12 protein-coding genes are annotated in these 18157 nt (G+C 49.1%); 9 read left to right on the forward strand and 3 right to left on the reverse strand.

Going from position 1 to position 18157, the window contains the following annotated elements:
• Window positions 1-9 precede the first annotated feature (9 nt).
• Window positions 10-3063 carry an efflux RND transporter permease subunit gene (locus CWE09_RS10915; protein WP_126804082.1) on the reverse strand — a complete coding sequence of 1018 codons (3054 nt, stop codon included), beginning with the start codon at window positions 3061-3063 and terminating at the stop codon, window positions 10-12.
• 32 nt (window positions 3064-3095) lie between these two features.
• On the reverse strand, window positions 3096-4217 hold the full coding sequence (locus CWE09_RS10920; RefSeq protein WP_126804083.1) for an efflux RND transporter periplasmic adaptor subunit: 1122 nt from the start codon (window positions 4215-4217) through the stop codon (window positions 3096-3098).
• 311 nt (window positions 4218-4528) lie between these two features.
• On the opposite strand from CWE09_RS10920, the gene CWE09_RS10925 reads away from it, so the two are divergent.
• From CWE09_RS10925 to phoU, 9 genes are all read left to right on the forward strand, one after another.
• The gene (locus CWE09_RS10925) at window positions 4529-4891 is read left to right on the forward strand and encodes a DUF805 domain-containing protein (RefSeq protein WP_126804084.1); all 363 of its coding nucleotides are present in this window, start codon (window positions 4529-4531) and stop codon (window positions 4889-4891) included.
• Window positions 4892-5016: 125 nt separating this feature from the next.
• The gene (locus CWE09_RS10930; protein ID WP_126804085.1) at window positions 5017-6021 is read left to right on the forward strand and encodes a porin; all 1005 of its coding nucleotides are present in this window, start codon (window positions 5017-5019) and stop codon (window positions 6019-6021) included.
• Window positions 6022-6074: 53 nt separating this feature from the next.
• Window positions 6075-8006, forward strand: a complete 1932-nt coding sequence (locus CWE09_RS10935) for a methyl-accepting chemotaxis protein (protein WP_126804086.1) — start codon at window positions 6075-6077, stop codon at window positions 8004-8006.
• A gap of 192 nt (window positions 8007-8198) precedes the next feature.
• A complete protein-coding gene (locus tag CWE09_RS10940; RefSeq protein WP_241974361.1) occupies window positions 8199-9218 on the forward strand; it encodes a porin in 1020 nt (339 codons plus the stop codon).
• Window positions 9219-9316: 98 nt separating this feature from the next.
• Complete coding sequence (locus CWE09_RS10945) at window positions 9317-10288, forward strand: PstS family phosphate ABC transporter substrate-binding protein (protein ID WP_126804087.1); 972 nt, start codon at window positions 9317-9319, stop codon at window positions 10286-10288.
• A 145-nt stretch (window positions 10289-10433) separates the two neighbouring features.
• Window positions 10434-12728 carry an ABC transporter permease subunit gene (locus CWE09_RS10950; RefSeq protein WP_126804088.1) on the forward strand — a complete coding sequence of 765 codons (2295 nt, stop codon included), beginning with the start codon at window positions 10434-10436 and terminating at the stop codon, window positions 12726-12728.
• 17 nt (window positions 12729-12745) lie between these two features.
• Window positions 12746-14416, forward strand: a complete 1671-nt coding sequence (gene pstA, locus CWE09_RS10955; protein WP_126804089.1) for a phosphate ABC transporter permease PstA — start codon at window positions 12746-12748, stop codon at window positions 14414-14416.
• A gap of 37 nt (window positions 14417-14453) precedes the next feature.
• Complete coding sequence (pstB, locus tag CWE09_RS10960; RefSeq protein WP_126804235.1) at window positions 14454-15293, forward strand: phosphate ABC transporter ATP-binding protein PstB; 840 nt, start codon at window positions 14454-14456, stop codon at window positions 15291-15293.
• 25 nt (window positions 15294-15318) lie between these two features.
• On the forward strand, window positions 15319-16035 hold the full coding sequence (gene phoU, locus CWE09_RS10965) for a phosphate signaling complex protein PhoU (protein WP_126804090.1): 717 nt from the start codon (window positions 15319-15321) through the stop codon (window positions 16033-16035).
• Window positions 16036-16081: 46 nt separating this feature from the next.
• On the opposite strand, the gene CWE09_RS10970 is transcribed toward phoU, so the two are convergent.
• On the reverse strand, window positions 16082-18157 hold the full coding sequence (locus CWE09_RS10970; protein ID WP_126804091.1) for a BCCT family transporter: 2076 nt from the start codon (window positions 18155-18157) through the stop codon (window positions 16082-16084).

Here is an 18157-nt window from a genome sequence, read left to right on the forward strand (position 1 = left end):
GATGGCTCCTTAGCTTGTGGCTGCCTGGCGATCACGGGCTATATACAGATAGACCGCTGGCAAGACAAAGAGGGTGAAGAGCGTGCCTATAGTCATACCGGCTGCGATGATGAGGCCCATGGCGAAACGTGACGCGCCACCTGGGCCACTGGCAACAAGTAGTGGGATCATGGCAAGCACGGTTGCAGCTGTGGTCATTAAGATGGGGCGCAAACGAATTGCTGAGGCCTCTTCAATAGCCTCTCGTTTGCTGCGTCCTTCTTCCTGCAACTTATTGGCAAACTCAACAATGAGAATCCCATGCTTGGCAATCAGACCTATCAGAGTGACCAGACCCACCTGAGTATAAATATTCAAAGTGGTAACCCCCAGGGACACAAAGATTAAGGCTCCGCATATGCTCATAGGCACAGTGACCAGTACAATAATGGAGTCGCGGAAGGACTCAAACTGGGCTGCCAGCACTAAAAAGATAATCAACAGCGCAAAGAAAAAGGTGACTAACAACTGTTGCCCCTCATTCATAAACTGACGTGATTCACCGGCGTAGTCGACTACGAATCCGGCTGGTAATACGTCAGCGGCAATATCTTCCAGTAAACCCAGGGCATCGCCCAGAGGTATGCCGGGACGCGGAATACCGGAAATAGTGACGGCATTGAGCTGTTGAAAGCGTTTTAGTTGCTGTGGCTGCACCGATTCCTCAAGGCTTACCAGTGTGGATAAGGGAACCAGTTCGCCATCACGGTTGCGGGTGTAAAACTCTTTGAGCTGGTCAGGGTTCAGGCGTTCGCTACGTTGTACCTGAGGAATCACCCGATAGGAGCGATTATCCATAGCAAAGCGTCCTGCATAAGCACCCGCCATCATCGCGGCCAGATCGGCAGAAAGCTGGTCCATAGCAACGCCCATTAACGCCGCTTTTTCGCGATCTATCTGTACGCTCTGACGCGGACGGTCAATACGCAAATCTGTATCCAGCATGATGAAACGACCGCTTTGCATAGCCTGATTCATGATTTCCCCCGCTACTTCCTGCAGGTTTTCCATGGGCTGGGTCGAACTTATAATGAACTGAACCGGCATGCCGCCGCCAGGAGAGGGCAAAGACGGCGGTATCAGCGCAAAGATTTGTAAGCCCGGGACTTCATCAATAAAAGGCTGTACAGATTGTTCCAGAACCTGTTGAGTTGAACGTTCACGCTCTCCCCAGGGCGCCAGTCCCAGACCTGTTCCGGCTGTGCCTGGCCCAAGCATACCGTTGATTACAAAGGCCATGTCAATCTCGTCAACCTCTTGCTGTAACTGGCTCAATCTGGCGGTATTGCGCTCCACATAATCTAGCGTGGCGTAGCTGTCCGCCTGACTGATAACAAAAACGAAACCGGAGTCTTCCTGTGGTTCCAGTTCGGAAGAACTGGTAATAAACAGAAAATAGCAGGAGACCAGTACGATTAAGCCAAAAACCAGCAACACCGAGCGGGTATCCAGCGCGCTGTGCAGGCGTTTCTGATAGGAGATGCGCAGATTGTGGAAGCGTTTGTCCAGCCAGGCTTCCAGCTTTGGACGTTTGTCGCCGTTAGTGCGCGAGCGCAGCATGCGGGAGCACATCATAGGCGATAAGGTGAGAGCTACCACACCGGATAAAATCACAGTACCGGCAAGGGTGAAGGCAAACTCAATGAACAGGGTGCCGGTCAAACCGCCAATGAAACCAATAGGAATAAATACCGCCACTAGTGTGGTCGACATCACTATGATGGGGCCTGCTAATTGCCGGGCTCCAAGCAGAGCCGCGTCCATCCGTGATTTTCCTTCCTCTACATGACGCTGAATGTTCTCCAGCATGATAATGGCGTCATCCACCACAATGCCTATGGCCAGTACCATGGCGAGCAGAGTTAGCAGGTTAATTGAAAAGCCCAGTATCAGCATCATCATAAAGGTGCCAATGAGCGACAAAGGCACGGCGACGGCCGGAATAATTACCGAGCGCAATGAGCCCAGAAATGCATAGATAACCGCAAGGACAATGACCAGTGCCAGCACTATGGTCATTACCACTTCGTCGATAGCATTCTCGATGTATTCGCTGGAGTCATAGGGAATATTGGCATGCAGTCCCTCAGGTAACTGCGGAATAATATCGGCATACCAGGTATCGCGAACCATTTGCAGCACGTCCAGTGCATTGGCATCCGGGGCGATCTCTACGCCAATAAAGGTTGCCTGCTGTCCGTTGAAAGTGGCTGAATTGTCGTAGCTTTCAGAACCCAACTCGATATCGGCTACATCCTGCAAGCGCACTATGGCACCGTCCTCTGAGTGCAGGATAAGTTGTTCGAATTCCTCAACGTTTTTAAGATCGGTATCGGCCGTTAAATCAACCGCTATCATCTGACCTTTAGTGCGACCGACCGCCGACAATACATTATTTGCTCTGAGTGAACGCATCACATCAGCGCCGGTTACGTCCAGAGCTGCCATACGTTCGGAATCCAGCCAGATGCGCATAGCAAAGGTTTGCGCACCGAGAATTTCAGCGCGCTGTACACCCGCTATGGTGGAAAGCTGTGGCTCAACCACACGGACGACATAGTCAGAGATCTGGTTGTTATCCAGAATATCGCTGTAGAAGGACAGATACATGGACGCTACATCCTGGCCGACGGACAGGCTGATGACTGGGTCCATGGCATCTTCTGGTAAGTCAGAGCGAAGCTTGTCGACCTGAGCAGCTATCTGGGTCAGCGCTTCGTTCGGATCATAGTCCATGCGCAAGAACGCCTGTACGGTGCTGACTCCTGCGGACGAGGTGGAAACTATATAGTCGATGCCTTCAGCGGCGGCGACCTCGCGTTCAAGCGGCGTGGTTATAAAGCCCTGAATCAGATCCGCGTCAGCACCTATGTAGGTCGTGGTCACTGTAACGGTCGCGTTTTTAATTTCCGGAAACTGGCGCACGTTGAGGTCAAAAGCTGCACGCAGGCCGATAAGCAGGATCAGCAGACTGATGACCGTGGCTAAAACCGGTTTGCGAATAAAAATATCAGTAAATTTCATAATCTGGATTCAACTTATTGTTTGTTAGCCGGTTACTGGTTAGCTGGGCGTGGCGCTGAATCTGCAGGAGGTTGCAGAGCCGGGTCCGTATTAATTTTCACGGCCGCTTCGTTACGCAGTTTCAACAGGCCGGAAGTGGCTATCTGTTCGCCCAGTTCTAGTCCTTCTGTCACTTCAATCAAATCGCCCTGAGTGCGTCCGGTGCGGATAAGTCGTTGTTGCACAAAAAGGCCGCCGTCGTCATTTTCATTAATGACGTAGACCAGGTTACCGTAAGGATTAAACTGCACTGCGGTCTGCGGAATAACTTTCACTGACTTGCTGTCGCCTAAGTCCATTTCGACACGACCAAACATGCCTGGCCGCAGATACTCGTCGTCATTGTCAAATAATCCCTGAATTTCAAAGGTCCGTGTTGACTGGCGCACGCTGGGTTCAATTGCGGTTATGCTGCCTTCAAAGACGCGATCCGGATAAGCATCTACCCGCACACGTAAAACATGGCCCAGGCGGATTTCTGACAAACGTTGTTCCGGCAGACTGAAGTTAAGATACACAGGGTCTAAGGATTGAATGGAGACCACCGCCTGGCCTGGCGACAGGTATTGCCCCAGATTGACTTGTCTGAGGCCTACCACACCATTAAAAGGCGCTTTTATCGTTTTTTTACGAATCTCTGCTTTGCGCGCATCGACAGCCGCTTTCGCTTGTAAAGCTTCGCTACGTGCCCGCTGCACTTCCGATTCGGAAATATTACGGTCGGTTTGTAGTCGTTCCAGACGCTCAGCGTCCAGCTCTGCTATATCTAGCATGGCTTTTAAACGCGCCAGCTCAGCTTCGTCAACTTCGGTGTCCAGTGACACCAAAGGTTGCCCTTCAGTGACCTGTTGTCCGTTTTCAAAGTGAATGGCCGTCACTATACCGCTTGCCTGACTGGTCAGTTCGGTTCCCTGGACGGCGACGAAACTACCTACAGCGCGTGTAGTGGGCGTCCAGTTGCTTTCAATAACTTCAGTAGCAGTAATAGATGCAGCGGGCATCGGCATATTGTCAAAAAACTCGTTCATAAAATGGTTGCCAATGGCTTTATAACCAAATATGAGTCCTAAAATCACAGTCACGGCAACCAACATCAGAATCATTCTTTTAATCATTTTGTCTTTTCTCTCAGCGCGGGGTTCATCTATGGGCAGTAGTCGTTTCAACAGGCAGGGAATCGACATGCTCAATCAAAGAACGAACTATAAAACTTAAACCTAAGTTCAGGTCAATAGTCAGTAAAGCTTTGTTACAAATATCTGTCGGGTTGCATGTTGCGAATGCGTGTTGGATATCGAATCGCAGCTTGTGCCAACTCAATATACTGTTGACGAATGAATTACTTATCAGTAAGTATCGGTTATGGGGTAACCCTGAATCGAGTAGTACAACTTATAATAATAGTGAAATGCAAAGGAGAAAATGCATGAATTGGTATCTTCAGGTTTTACAAAAGTATGCGGTATTCAGTGGGCGCGCGCGACGCAAAGAGTATTGGTTTTTTGTACTGTTCAATATTCTGGTAGGTCTGGTGCTGTTACTTCTGGACAACCTTACCGGAACATATAATGCGGAACTTGGGTTAGGTCTGCTGGGCGGGATATATAGCCTGGCTGTTATTATTCCTAGCCTTGCTGTCGCCGTGCGCCGTTTACATGACACCGGGCGAACTGGCTGGTGGATATTGATTGCGCTGATTCCAATTATCGGGGCTATAGTGCTACTTATCTTCCTGGTTCTGGAAGGTGAGCAGGGCGAAAATAAATACGGTTCTAATCCAAAGGCTTAAGAGCCTGGATATAACCTTTCTAAAAAATAGTTCCGACCATCAGTAAAGTTAGATAATAGCGCTCCGATATAACCGATATAAAGCATTAAGAATAAAAATACATATCAGGTTATTTGTGAGGGCAGATGAAGAAAACTTTACGTATCATGCTGGCAATCGTTCTGATTGCCAGCTGTTTTCCGCTTAACGCAGCGGATATACAAATCTATGGCCGCGCTCATTTGTCGCTGGATCGTTTAGGTGATGGAGAGAACACGGGTAATAACGTTTCCAGTAATTTAAGTCGTCTTGGTTTTCGTGCCACTACCCAGATCAATCATGATCTGGAGGCTTTTGTGCAACTGGAACAACTCATTCGTTATGGTCAGCGCGGCAGTGAATTTGCGTCGCGAGACTCATTTGCTGGTGTTCGGGGGAACTTTGGTTCTGTTCGTGTTGGTTACTTTGAGCCGCCGGGAACCGTATTAAGGGCGACGGTCGATTTATTCAATAGCCGGCTGGGAGACTCGCGAAATATAGGCAGTGGCAATGATATGGCTTTCGATGTGCGTTTTCGTAACGGCATCCATTACCAGAGCCCCAGGGTTAACGGCTTTACTTTCGACCTTCAGTATACACCTCACGATGACGTAGGCGCGACGACGACCAATGATCAGGAAGGCCTGGGTGCAGGTGTCAATTATCAGACCGGGCAATTTTTTATTGGTCTGGCCTATCAAAGTTATGAAACCGAATTTAACCGACCTGAGGCCTGGCGTTTAGGGACGACCTACTGGCTTACGGAGCATTGGATGCTGACTGGTTTCTTGCAACATGCTTCCGATTTAGTTGGGGGAGACCGCAGTGTAGCAGGAGCTGGCGCTTTGTATCGTTTTGGCGACTATTCAGCAAGAGGTCAGGTGTATCAGTCGAGTGCCAACGACATAGATGAAACCGGTGCCCGAATGCTGGTGCTGGGATTGGATAAAAAAATGGCACCAACCTTTACACTCTATGCCAGTTATGGCGTTACGGATAATGAAGAAGAGGCGAACTTTAGTGTTTCAGCCGGTGGCAGAGATACCGGACTGACGCCTTTGAGAGGACATTCAGCAACTGGGCTTTCAGTTGGCATGATTTACGATTTTTAAATAATAAAAAAAAACAGCATATGAGCACAGCAACCTGTGCAAGGGGATTAAGTATGAAAGCAATATGGCAGAACCTGGGGTTCGGCGCTCGTCTTACTCTGATGATTGTGTCACTAGTGGTCATTTCGGTGATAACAGTAGCAAGTATCGTTTATGTGGAATACCGCGCCGCTACCACTGAGGCTACGTTAAATCAGGTTGCAGGAACCAGTCAGTCGGGCACTCAGTCTTTTATGGATTGGTTATTGGCTCGTCAGGACGAAATGCGCTATCTGGCACAACTGGACGCTACCCGCGGTCGGGATGTTGACCAGGTGAATAATCTATTAGCAACGCTGGCTGACGGGCAAGGGTATTGGGATACTATTTATTTATTGGATACTTCGGGTGTGGGGCAGATTGGAGTGTCTTACGATGGTAACACCCAAGTGCTGTCATCTGGCGAGGCAGCTGAATTTCAGGTCCAGGATCGTACCTGGTATCAGCAGGCTTTGCGTGGCAATGATGTGTTCTCCGAACCACTAGTGTCACGTGCCAGTGGTAATCGTGTCAGCACTGTCGCCATTCCGGTGCGTACTAACGGCCAGATTACCGGGGTGATGCGCGGTGCGGTTATGCTGGATACCATTTTCGAGCGGGTGCAGCAACTGAGTGTTGACGGATCCGCTGAAATTTATCTGATTGATTCAGATCGCCGTTCTGTGACTACCGCAAACTCAGTGCCCGACGTGGAAACCCGGATTAATACACAGGCCGCCGAGGGTATTGCCAATCAAGACAATGGCGTTGGTATTTACCGTAATCACGCAGGTGTGGAAGTCGTTGGTAGCTACAACTATATTCCATTGCTCGGCTGGGGATTAACCATTGAAGTTCCGGTTAGTGAAGCACTGGCTAACGTTCGCGCTATGTTCTGGAGCCTGGTGCTTATTGTGAGCATTATTGTAGTGCTAAGTGTGCTTATCTGCCTGGCTATTATCCGTAACGTGGTCAAAACCATTGGTGGAGAACCTAAGTATGCTTCTGAAGTAGTGTCTAAGGTTGCTAGTGGTGATCTGACGTATTCGATTAAGCTGAAGCCCGGTGACAAAACCAGTTTGTTGTATTCAATTTCTGTCATGCAGAATCAGCTTAAAGAAATTATGAGCGATATCAGCAGTTATGCTGAACAGGTTGCTTCGGCGTCTACTGAATTGTCGCAAATTAATGGGTCGACTGAGCAGGGTATCCAGCAGCAGAATGAGCAACTCAGCAACGCGGCTACTGCGATCAACGAAATGAGTGCCAGTGCTGAAGAAGTTGCACGCAATACTCAGGATGCGGCGGATGCGGCGAAAAATACCAATGATGAAGCCGAAACTGGTCAGCGGGTTGTGAGCGAAGCGATACAGACTGTTGAGCAACTGGCCGATGAAATTAAGAAGGGCAGCGAAGTGATTGCCCAGCTTAAGTCGGATAGTGATCAGATTGGCAGTGTATTGGAAGTGATTGGCGGCATAGCCGATCAGACTAATTTACTGGCATTGAATGCCGCTATCGAAGCCGCTCGCGCTGGAGAAAGTGGTCGTGGTTTCTCAGTAGTGGCTGATGAAGTCAGAACCTTGGCCAGCCGAACTCAGGACTCAACTACTGAAATCCAAGGCGTAATTGAGAAATTGCAAAAGCGCGCAGATGAATCGGTAGCCGTGATGAATGGTAGTGCCGCTCGCGCTGATGAGACGGTGTATAAGGCGACTGAAGCCGGAAGTTCATTACAGAAGATAACGCTGGCAGCTACCAAAATTAATGAGATGGTGCAGCAGATTGCCAGTGCGACTGAAGAGCAGACCACAGCGGCCAAAGATATAAACCAGAGCATTCATCAGGTCAATGATATCGCCGCGCAGACTGCGACCAGTGTGGAAGAATCAACGCAAGCGAGCGACTCGCTGGCACGGTTGGCAGAGCATCTGCAAAGCATGGTGCGTAAATTTAAAGTATCGTGATTTTATAACTCCCATTGTTTGTTCTAAAACGGCCGTCGGCGCTTTGCAGCCCACGGCCGTTTTTTTACTCTAATGTCACAGATATGAATTAAATCCTTTAAAAAAACTTCATGGTTGTAATATAAGCGTCACAAAAGCTGGGTAGAGTGAGCATCCAGTAATTCAACTATTAACTTTTACTGGAGAAGGACTTTGAAAACCAAACCTTTATTACTGGCTGCTGTTATTGCCACTTCAATTGCGCTGCCAGCAATGGCGGCTGACCTGGAAGTATATGGACGAGCAAACCTTTCAATTGACGCCTTAGGTGACGGTGAAGATACCGGACTTAATGTGTCCAGTAACGCCAGTCGCCTTGGTTTTCGGGCGGTTACTGATATTGAAGGTGGGATGCAGGTCTTTGTCCAGTTGGAGCAAAATGTACGCTTTGATCAGCGCGGTGGTGACTTTGCAACCCGCAATTCTTTTGCGGGTATTCGGGGTGACTGGGGCCAGCTGCGTGTCGGTTCCTTCGATACGCCTGGTAAACTAGTGCGATCCCAGGTCGATGTTTTTAACGATCGACTGGCTGACGTGAGAAACATTGCCAGTGGCAACGATATGAGTTTTGACCCCAGATTCCGCAATGGTATCCACTACCGTGCTCCTAGTTTTAATAATGTAACTTTTGACGTGCACTACTCCCCTCATAACGACGTGGGTGCTACCACTACCAATGACCGGGAAGCTATCAGTACTTCCATTACTTATAACAATGGCGGCCTGTACCTGGGGGCTTCTTATGAAAGCTATGAGACAGAAATTGACAATATGGAATTGCAGCCTACTGCTGTTCGTCTGGGTGCCAGCTTTCCGCTGAACGATAACCTGACGTTGCTGGGTTTTTATCAGCACGCCAGCGACATTCCTGGTGGCGATCGTCATGTATACGGTCTGGGTTCGAAGTATCGTCTGAGCGACAACTACTCTCTGATGGGCCAGGTGTATCAGTCTTCTGATAACGACACCCCGGATACTGGCGCGACCATGTTCTCGTTGGGTATTGATCGTTATTTGGCTGAGTCCACGACCTTGTATGCAATTCTTGGTATTACTTCGAATGAAGATCAGGCAGATTTCAGTGTCTCTTCAAGTGGCCGTGATACCAGGTTAGTGCCGGTAGTAGGGAAAAATTCTACGGGTCTGTCGGTAGGTATTGTGCACAAATTTTAAGGAAAATAATGTGTTGTCATAAAGCTGTCATTTAGTGTCTTTAAGATGACATCGAGTTCTAAATTAAGTCCCACTACTTATCGGGCAACTGGAGAAATATGATGAAAAACCGTTTACTTACATTGTTTGGAGCTGCTGCTTTGACCTTGAGTGTACAGGCCTCAGCTGACGTAGACCCTAACCTGCCAGATTATGAGCGTGCTTCCGGTATTTCCGGCAATCTGAATTCAATAGGTTCAGATACCTTGAATAACCTGATGACGCTTTGGGCCGAAGAGTTTAATAAATTTTATCCGAATGTAAACGTGCAGATTCAGGGTGCGGGTTCTTCAACAGCACCACCGGCTATCACTGAGGGCACAGCCAGTTTTGCTCCGATGAGTCGTGAAATGCGCCAGTCTGAGATTCAGTCTTTTGAAGATCGTCATGGTTATCCTCCTTACGCGTTACCGGTAGCTGTGGACATGCTGGCGGTTTACGTAAACAAAGATAACCCGATTGAAGGCATGACTTTACCTCAGGTAGACGCGGTATTTTCAGCTACTCGCCGTGGTGGTTACCATGAAGATATCACGCGCTGGGGACAACTGGGTCTGACAGGCTCCTGGGCGAACCGTGATTTTGCTCTGTATAGCCGCAACGCCGTATCAGGTACTTATGGTTACTTTAAAGACAACGCGCTTTTTGGTGGTGACTTTAAATCCAGCATCAACGAACAGCCGGGTTCATCTTCAGTAGTGCAGGGTGTGACTGAATCTATCAACGGTATTGGTTATTCAGGCATTGGTTATGTGACTTCAGGCGTTCGCGCTGTGCCCCTGGCCCGTGATGAAGGCGATGAGTTCTTCGAAGCTTCTGCTGAGAATGCTGCATCTGGTGATTACCCTCTGGCGCGCTACCTGTATGTTTATATCAACAAACATCCAAACCGCCCCCTGGACCCTATGACTCGTGAGTTTGTCAAAATGCTTTACTCAAAAGTAGGTCAGGAAGTGGTTCATCGCGACGGCTACGTGCCTTTACCAGAGACCGTTGCATCCCGTGTTCGTTCTGAGCTGGGTGTAGATTAAAAATTTGCTTAGGCAAGGAAAAGAGACACTTCGGTGTCTCTTTTTTTACATTAAAATGACCGTTTAATGTCATCGTCACATTACTGTCATATTGCGACGCTAGAATGGCCCCACTAAATATCTGCGACTTTGAGTAAAAGGTATTATGACAGATTCACTAAACTTCAATAACGCCAGGCGTAATTCACGATTACCGAGTGCGGAACTGCGTGCAAAGCGACGCCGCATTCGCATGTTTAAGAATGGTCTATCACGTTTTGGCATTACTGCGGCTGGTTTTGGCGTAGTCTTTTCGCTAGCTCTTATTTTTATCTACTTGTTTTATGAAGTAATGCCGGTTTTTAAAGGCGCCAGCGTTACTGAACAAACCAGTTATCAAGCCCCTGGGGTAAGTCCTGATACGCAGGTTCTGCATCTGGTCATGGAGCGTTACGAAGAGCTTGGAGTTGTTTTTACGGATGACCGTCAGGTTACTTTTTTTGAGGCAGGCACAGGGCTTATACGTAATCACGAGGCTCTGCCACTGCCTGCAGATGTAGAAGTTACCAGCTTTGCCAAAGCAGAAGAAATCAATGGTCTGGTAAGTTATGGTTTGAGTGATGGCCGGGTTGTATTAACCAAGCCCGAATACCGTATTACCTATCCGGATGATGAGCGCCATATTGAGCCTTCTCTGGCGTTTCCTTTTGGCGCAGCTCCCGTTGAAGTGGATCCTGAAGGGCAGGCATTACGCCAACTCGCGGTGCAGCAAAGTGCTCGTGGTGGGCGCACTACCATGGTGGTGGCTCAGACTGATGACAACAGATTGGTGATGGCCGAGCTGAGCACGCGTGAAGATATGTTCAGTGGGGAGGTGCAAACCCGGGCGAACTTCAGCAAGTTGCCTGAACTGAATCAGGAGATTGTACAGATTCTGGTCGATAAAGAGCTACGCAGTGTTTTTATCGCGGATACTGCAGGTTATGTGCATTATTTTGATATACGTAATTTTCGCCAGCCAGAGCTGACATTCTCAGCTAACGTGGGGCAGGGCGAACCTGTTACCGCAATGGAATTTCTGGTCGGTGCGGAATCCCTGATAATGGGTACTGGGGACGGTCAACTGAGCCAGTGGTTTCTGGTACGGGATGAGCAGAATAACCGGGTGTTAGAGCGTATTCGTGACTTTCGTTCGCATGGCAGTGCGATTACCCGCATTGCTCCTGAATATACACGCAAAGGTTTTGTAGCAGGTGATAGCGCCGGCCAGATAGGTATTCACTATGGCACATCGGCGCGTACTCTGTTGTTACAACCTACCGTAGATACCGAAGTTACAACCCTGGCTATTTCTCCGGTAAACCGTCGCTTGTTTACCCTGGATGCGAATAATCAGTTGCATGTTGCCGAAGTCTGGAACCGCCACCCGCAAATATCCTGGAGTGCGCTTTGGAACAGGGTTTGGTATGAAGGTCGTTCTGACCCTGAATATATCTGGCAGTCTTCTTCAGCCAGCGATGAGTTTGAGTCCAAGTTCAGTCTGGTTCCTTTATCCATAGGTACGCTGAAAGCTGCTTTCTTTGCCATGTTGTTTGCGATGCCGTTGGCTATTATGGGCGCGGTATACACAGCTTACTTTATGACCCCTAAATTGCGCGGCGCTGTAAAACCCACCATAGAGATCATGGAGGCCCTGCCTACGGTTATTCTGGGTTTCCTGGCGGGTTTATGGCTGGCGCCTTTTATGGAAAATAACTTACCTGCTGTGTTCTCGCTATTGCTTGGTTTGCCATTGGTCATGTTGCTGACTGCTGTGGGCTGGAAGTTTTTACCTAAGGCCATACGTAACCGTGTACCGCCTGGTTGGGAAGCTGCGATTCTGTTACCTGTTGTATTGTTGTTCGGTTGGTGGATGGTCAACCTGAGCCCCTGGATCGAGATTGCTTTCTTTGACGGCAGCATGCGCCAGTGGTTTACCGAGATGGGCATTACTTACGATCAACGTAACGCTATGGTGGTGGGTGTCGCCATGGGCTTTGCCATTATTCCGACGATTTATTCGATTGCCGAAGATGCGGTTTTCAATGTGCCTCGCCATTTAACTCAGGGCTCACTGGCATTGGGTGCCACCCCCTGGCAAACCGTGCTGGGTGTAGTCATTCCAACGGCCAGTCCGGGAATCTTCTCTGCTGTCATGATCGGTTTTGGCCGTGCAGTAGGTGAGACCATGATCGTGCTGATGGCGACAGGTAATAGCCCGATAGTGAATTTCAATATCTTCGAAGGTATGCGTACGTTGTCTGCCAACATTGCGGTGGAATTGCCAGAGACAGCGGTCGGCAGTTCGCACTTCCGCATCCTGTTCCTGGCGGCACTGGTATTGCTTACGTTCACCTTTATTCTGAACACCATTGCTGAAATCGTACGGCAGCGCTTGCGCCGTCGATACAGCAGCCTGTAAATCGAGGGTTAGAGAAAATGAGACAATGGTTTCGTAGTGGTACTCCCTGGATCTGGTTAACCGGCGGTGCAGTTACTCTTAGCATCATCATGGTGATTGGGGTTCTGGGGCTGATAGCGGTGCGTGGATTAAGTCATTTCTGGCCAGCTGATATCGCTGAAGTACAGGTGCAGAACCTGGAAACAGGCATACCAGCAGTTGTCATGGGTGAGGTAGTTCGTGCTCAGACGATTACTGCAGCGGCTGCCGAAGAAGGCGGTAACCCTGTGCCTGAAGGTGCAGAGTTAATGACTCGTTACCTGTTTAAGCAGGGTAACCGCGATGTCTATGGCCGTGATTTTATCTGGCACTTTGGTAACCTGCTGGGAGAATTTGAATACCCGACCGGTGTTTATGCTATTGAACGCCGTGAGTGGGGCAATTTTTACGGCTACCCGGTAGCTCTGAGTAAAGATGGAGAGGCTTACCTGAATGCCGACAGTGCAGGTTTTCACGATGCAGTGCAGGAAGCGGTAGCCCGGGCTGTACGTTTAAATGATGAGGCCGAAGTAATTGAGCGTCGTGACATCGGGCGCATGAATACGGCTCTGGAGCGACTTCGTTTGCGTGAACGCGAACTGGACCTGAACGAAGTTACAGGCCAGGAGCGGGAAGTTGCTGAAGCTGAAATAGCTGAGACTCGGGCGCAGCTGGATGAAGACTACGCAGAACTGCGAGCTGAGTTGGATATTCTGCAATATGAACGTGGTCGGGATAGCCTGTTGATGCGCACTGCAGATGACCGGGAAGTGAATATTTCACTGGCACAAATCGTAGCTGTTACTCAGCCCAATGACATGTCGGTGTTGGCTAAGTTTGGCGAATACTTCTATCAGGTATGGATATTCCTGACGGGTGAACCGCGTGAAGCCAATACTGAGGGCGGCATATTTCCGGCTATCTTTGGCACCATAACCATGGTCTTTATTATGTCGATTATGGTGACGCCTTTTGGAGTGCTGGCAGCCATTTATCTGCGCGAATATGCTAAACAGGGCCCGGTTACCCGCATGATCCGGATCAGCGTTTATAACCTGGCTGGCGTGCCTTCAATTGTATTTGGTGTATTTGGCTTAGGTTTCTTTGTTTACTATCTGGGCGGCAATATTGATCGCATCTTTTATGAAGCGGCGTTGCCTTCACCTACCTTTGGTACCCCGGGCTTGTTTTGGGCCTCACTCACCCTGGCCTTGTTGACCTTACCTGTGGTGATAGTGTCTACAGAGGAAGGTCTGGCGCGTATCCCAAGTACGGTACGTCAGGGCTCGCTGGCGCTCGGTGCTACTAAGTCTGAGACCTTGTGGCGAGTCGTAGTGCCGTTGGCTACGCCAGGCATGATGACAGGTTTGATTCTGGCGATAGCACGAGCGGCCGGTGAAGTGGCGCCGCTGATGTTGGTCGGGGTAGTGAAATTAGCACCTAACTTGCCGGTGGACGGAGAGTTTCCGTTTATCCATTTAGAGCGCAAGATTATGCATCTGGGTTTTCATATTTTTGATGTTGGCTTCCAGAGCCCCAACGTGGAAGCGGCGCGACCTCTGGTTTATGCCACGGCGCTGACCCTGGTGTTATTGATTGTAATACTCAACCTGACCGCGATAGGCATTCGTAACCGCCTGCGTGAAAAATACCGCAGCGACTCGGATTAACAAAATGAATTCACAGCAGAGTAAAGAAGCAGAAACTATGCAAAATGACGCGAATAAACAAACTAACCCAGGTATTAAAACTCAGGTTAACCTGAATACGTCGGCGTCCGACACAGCGAGTGCGCGGACTAAACTTAAAGTTAATAATCTGCGCCTGGCTTATGGCAAAGATGAAGCTTTAAAAGGCATTGATCTGGTGATACCAGAAAAACGGGTCACGGCATTCATCGGACCCTCAGGTTGTGGTAAGTCGACCCTGTTACGCTGTTTTAACCGCATGAATGATCTGGTTGATAACTGCCATATCAAAGGAGAAATCCTGCTCGATGGCGAAAATATATATGCTCCTAAGGTGGATGTCGCTGAATTACGTCGCCAGATCGGCATGGTATTCCAGAAGCCCAACCCCTTCCCTAAGTCAATATACGAAAACGTGGCTTATGGATTACGACTACAAGGGGTTAATGACCGCCGTACGCTGGATGAAGTAGTGGAAAGTTCATTGCGTGGCGCTGCCCTGTGGGACGAGGTCAAAGATCGTTTGAAAGACAACGCTTTTGGTTTGTCCGGTGGTCAGCAACAGCGTTTGGTAATTGCCCGTGCCATAGCTATAGAGCCAGAGGTGTTGCTGCTGGATGAGCCGGCGTCGGCATTGGATCCAATTTCAACGTTGAAAATTGAAGAGCTAATTAACGATCTGAAAGAAGACTACACTATCGTTATTGTAACTCACAATATGCAACAGGCCGCGCGGGTTTCTGACCAGACGGCATTTTTGTACATGGGCGAATTGATAGAGTTTAGTGAAACCAATACGCTTTTCACGACCCCGGCGAAGAAACAGACCGAAGATTACATTACTGGGCGTTACGGTTAAACCGGCGCGTTAGCGGAGCAACAGAATGGAACATACAAATATTGGTAAGCACATTTCAGAGAAGTTCGATGAGGAGCTGGAGGGGGTGCGTAATGCCGTGTTGTCGATGGGCGGCATGGTCGAGCAACAACTGACGGATGCTCTGAAAGCTATTCAAACTACGGACGTTGAACTGGCTGAAAAAATACTCAGGAAAGATAGTCAGGTGAATGATCTGGAACTGGAAATTGACAGCGCCTGTACTCGTATTATTGCCAAACGCCAGCCCACTGCCAGTGATTTGCGTTTGATTGTAGCGACGTTAAAAACCATAGCTGATTTAGAACGCATTGGTGATGAAGTGAAACGTCTGGCACGGGTGGCACAGGAAACCTTTAACAGTGAGCAGCAGCACTTGCTGGTGAACCTGGAAAACCTGGGCCAGTTGGTGGTTAATATGTTACGTCAGGCGTTGAATGCTTTTGCCCGCATGGACGCAGAAGCAGCACTGGAAGTACACCGTACGGATTCGAGCATAGATCGCCAGTACGAAGCTTTGTTGCGCCAACTGATGACCTACATGATGGAAGACCCGCGCAGTATCCCGAAAATTATGGACGTAGTCTTTTCTGCACGTTCACTGGAGCGTATAGGTGACCGTTGCCAGAACATAGCGGAATACATTATTTTTAATGTACATGGTAAAGATGTCCGCCATACCTCTGCTGATTCGATGGAAGCGACCATCAAAAATAAGCGCTGATTGTGGTAAGGAAGCATGAAGGCCGGAATTTCCGGCCTTCATTCAATTACTGCTGCTTTTCGCTACTCCATGTTTTTTCAGGATCTTCCTCGACATCCAGTTCTTCGTCATGTTTCGCCATATCCCAGGGTAAGGTGCCTGGACTCACCTGCAGGAAAGCCAGATAGTTTTCAAACTGGTTTAATACATCGTCGATAACATCTTTCTCCGGGTAGCCGTAAATATCATAAGCCTGACCGCCCTGACGCAGAAATACTTCGGCAGTAGCAAATTTCTCGCGTGTTTTAGGGCTGCGATGCAGCACTGGATATGCATAATCCGGTAGTGGGTGTTCCCGTAATCTGACTTCGTAAAAGAAATCCAGCTGCCCTTCAAGCTTCACTTCAAGATAGGTGCGCTGGTTGTTCTCATCCCAGATAACGTCGGCAGGCCATTTTTTCTCGACCAGTTTGTCTTTAATTTTAAGCAGGATTGGATGCACCTCCTTTTCAATATACTGCTGGATCTGATCCTGGCGTGGAAAGTCAATCAGTCCAGACAGCCGGGTCTCCCAGGAACCCTTGCCCTGGCCGCTGTTTACGCGGGCTCCTTTAGTATGCGCTTTCAGGCTACCGTGTTGCAGACCCTCTATTCTTAACGCCTGCAGCATACCAAAAGCAGCTATGAGCAGAATCACTGCAAAGGGCAGGGCGCTGGTGACCGAGGCGGTTTGCAGTGCCTCCAGGCCGCCGGCTAACAGCAGTACGGACGCGACGACACCTTCGACAGAAGCCCAGAATACGCGTTGCCACACCGGCGTATTCATGACCCCCCCAGAGGCCAGGGAGTCAACCACGAGAGAGCCTGAATCAGAAGATGTTACGAAGAAAGTGATAATTAATAGCACAGTGAGCATGGAAATGATGGTACTGAATGGCAGCAGGTCATACATACGGAAAAGCGCCACGGCATGATCGGCCTGAACTTCATCAATTAACGAGGTATAACCTTCCACCATAATCAGGTTGAGCGCAGTATCACCAAAGACGCTGAACCATAAAAAAGTAAACATAGTGGGTACAAACATAACCCCAAAAACAAACTGGCGAATAGTACGGCCGCGGCTTATCTTGGCAATAAACAGACCGACAAAGGGTGCCCAGGAAATAGTCCAGCCAAAAATGAACAGGGTCCAGTCACCAATCCAGTCACTGCGCTCATAAGCCTGCAAACTGAAAGTCCGTTCGACGATATTATTCAGATAAGCGCCTGTGTTCTGAAGGAAGGTTTCCAGCAATAAAACACTGGGCCCCACGATAAATACAAAACCCAGCAAAAAAAGTACCAACGTCATGTTGATAATAGACAGGCGCTTAATGCCTTTATCCAGGCCCGCAACCACAGAGGCGATAGCCCCCAGCGTAATGCCGGCAATAAACATGATTTGCACGCCGGTATTTACCGGGACCCCCCATAATGAATTAACCCCAGCGTTGATTTGAGTAACCGACAGACCTAAGGTAGTGGCTATGCCAAACATAGTGCTGAGAATGGCGAAAGTGTCTATGGTATGCCCTAAGGGGCCGTATATTTTATCGCCAATTAACGGGTATAGGGCCGAGCGCATAGAAAGCGGCAAACCGTGACGGAAGGCAAAATAAGCCAGCACCAGACCGGTCAGGCCATAGATGGCCCAGATATGAAAGCCCCAGTGGAAAAAGGATATCTGCATAGCTTGCTGCGCTGAGTCTAATGTTTCAGCGGCTCCTGCCGGCGGGTCGGCATAATGCAGAACCGGCTCGGCGACGCCGAAAAAGAGTAAAGCAATGCCATAGCCAGCGGAGAAGAGCATGGCAAACCAGGCGGGGAAACTGTATTCGGCTTCTGCATGATCAGGCCCTAGTTTGATACGACCCCACTTGGTAAGAGCAATGCTGATAATGAAAACCAGAAAAATAGCCACGGAGAGCATGTAAAACCAACCAAAGGTATCGGTTATGAAGCTCAACGTATCAGCGAAAATTTCGCCGGCTAGTTCAGGGCTGCTGATGGTACCTATAATGATCAGGGCAATAACGGTGATGGCTGGCAGGAAAACAGGCAATAACAATGTAGACTTAGCAGCAGGGGATGCGCGGCTCAT

The sequence above is a fragment of the Aliidiomarina minuta genome (assembly GCF_003987145.1).
GTDB classification, from domain to species: domain Bacteria; phylum Pseudomonadota; class Gammaproteobacteria; order Enterobacterales; family Alteromonadaceae; genus Aliidiomarina; species Aliidiomarina minuta.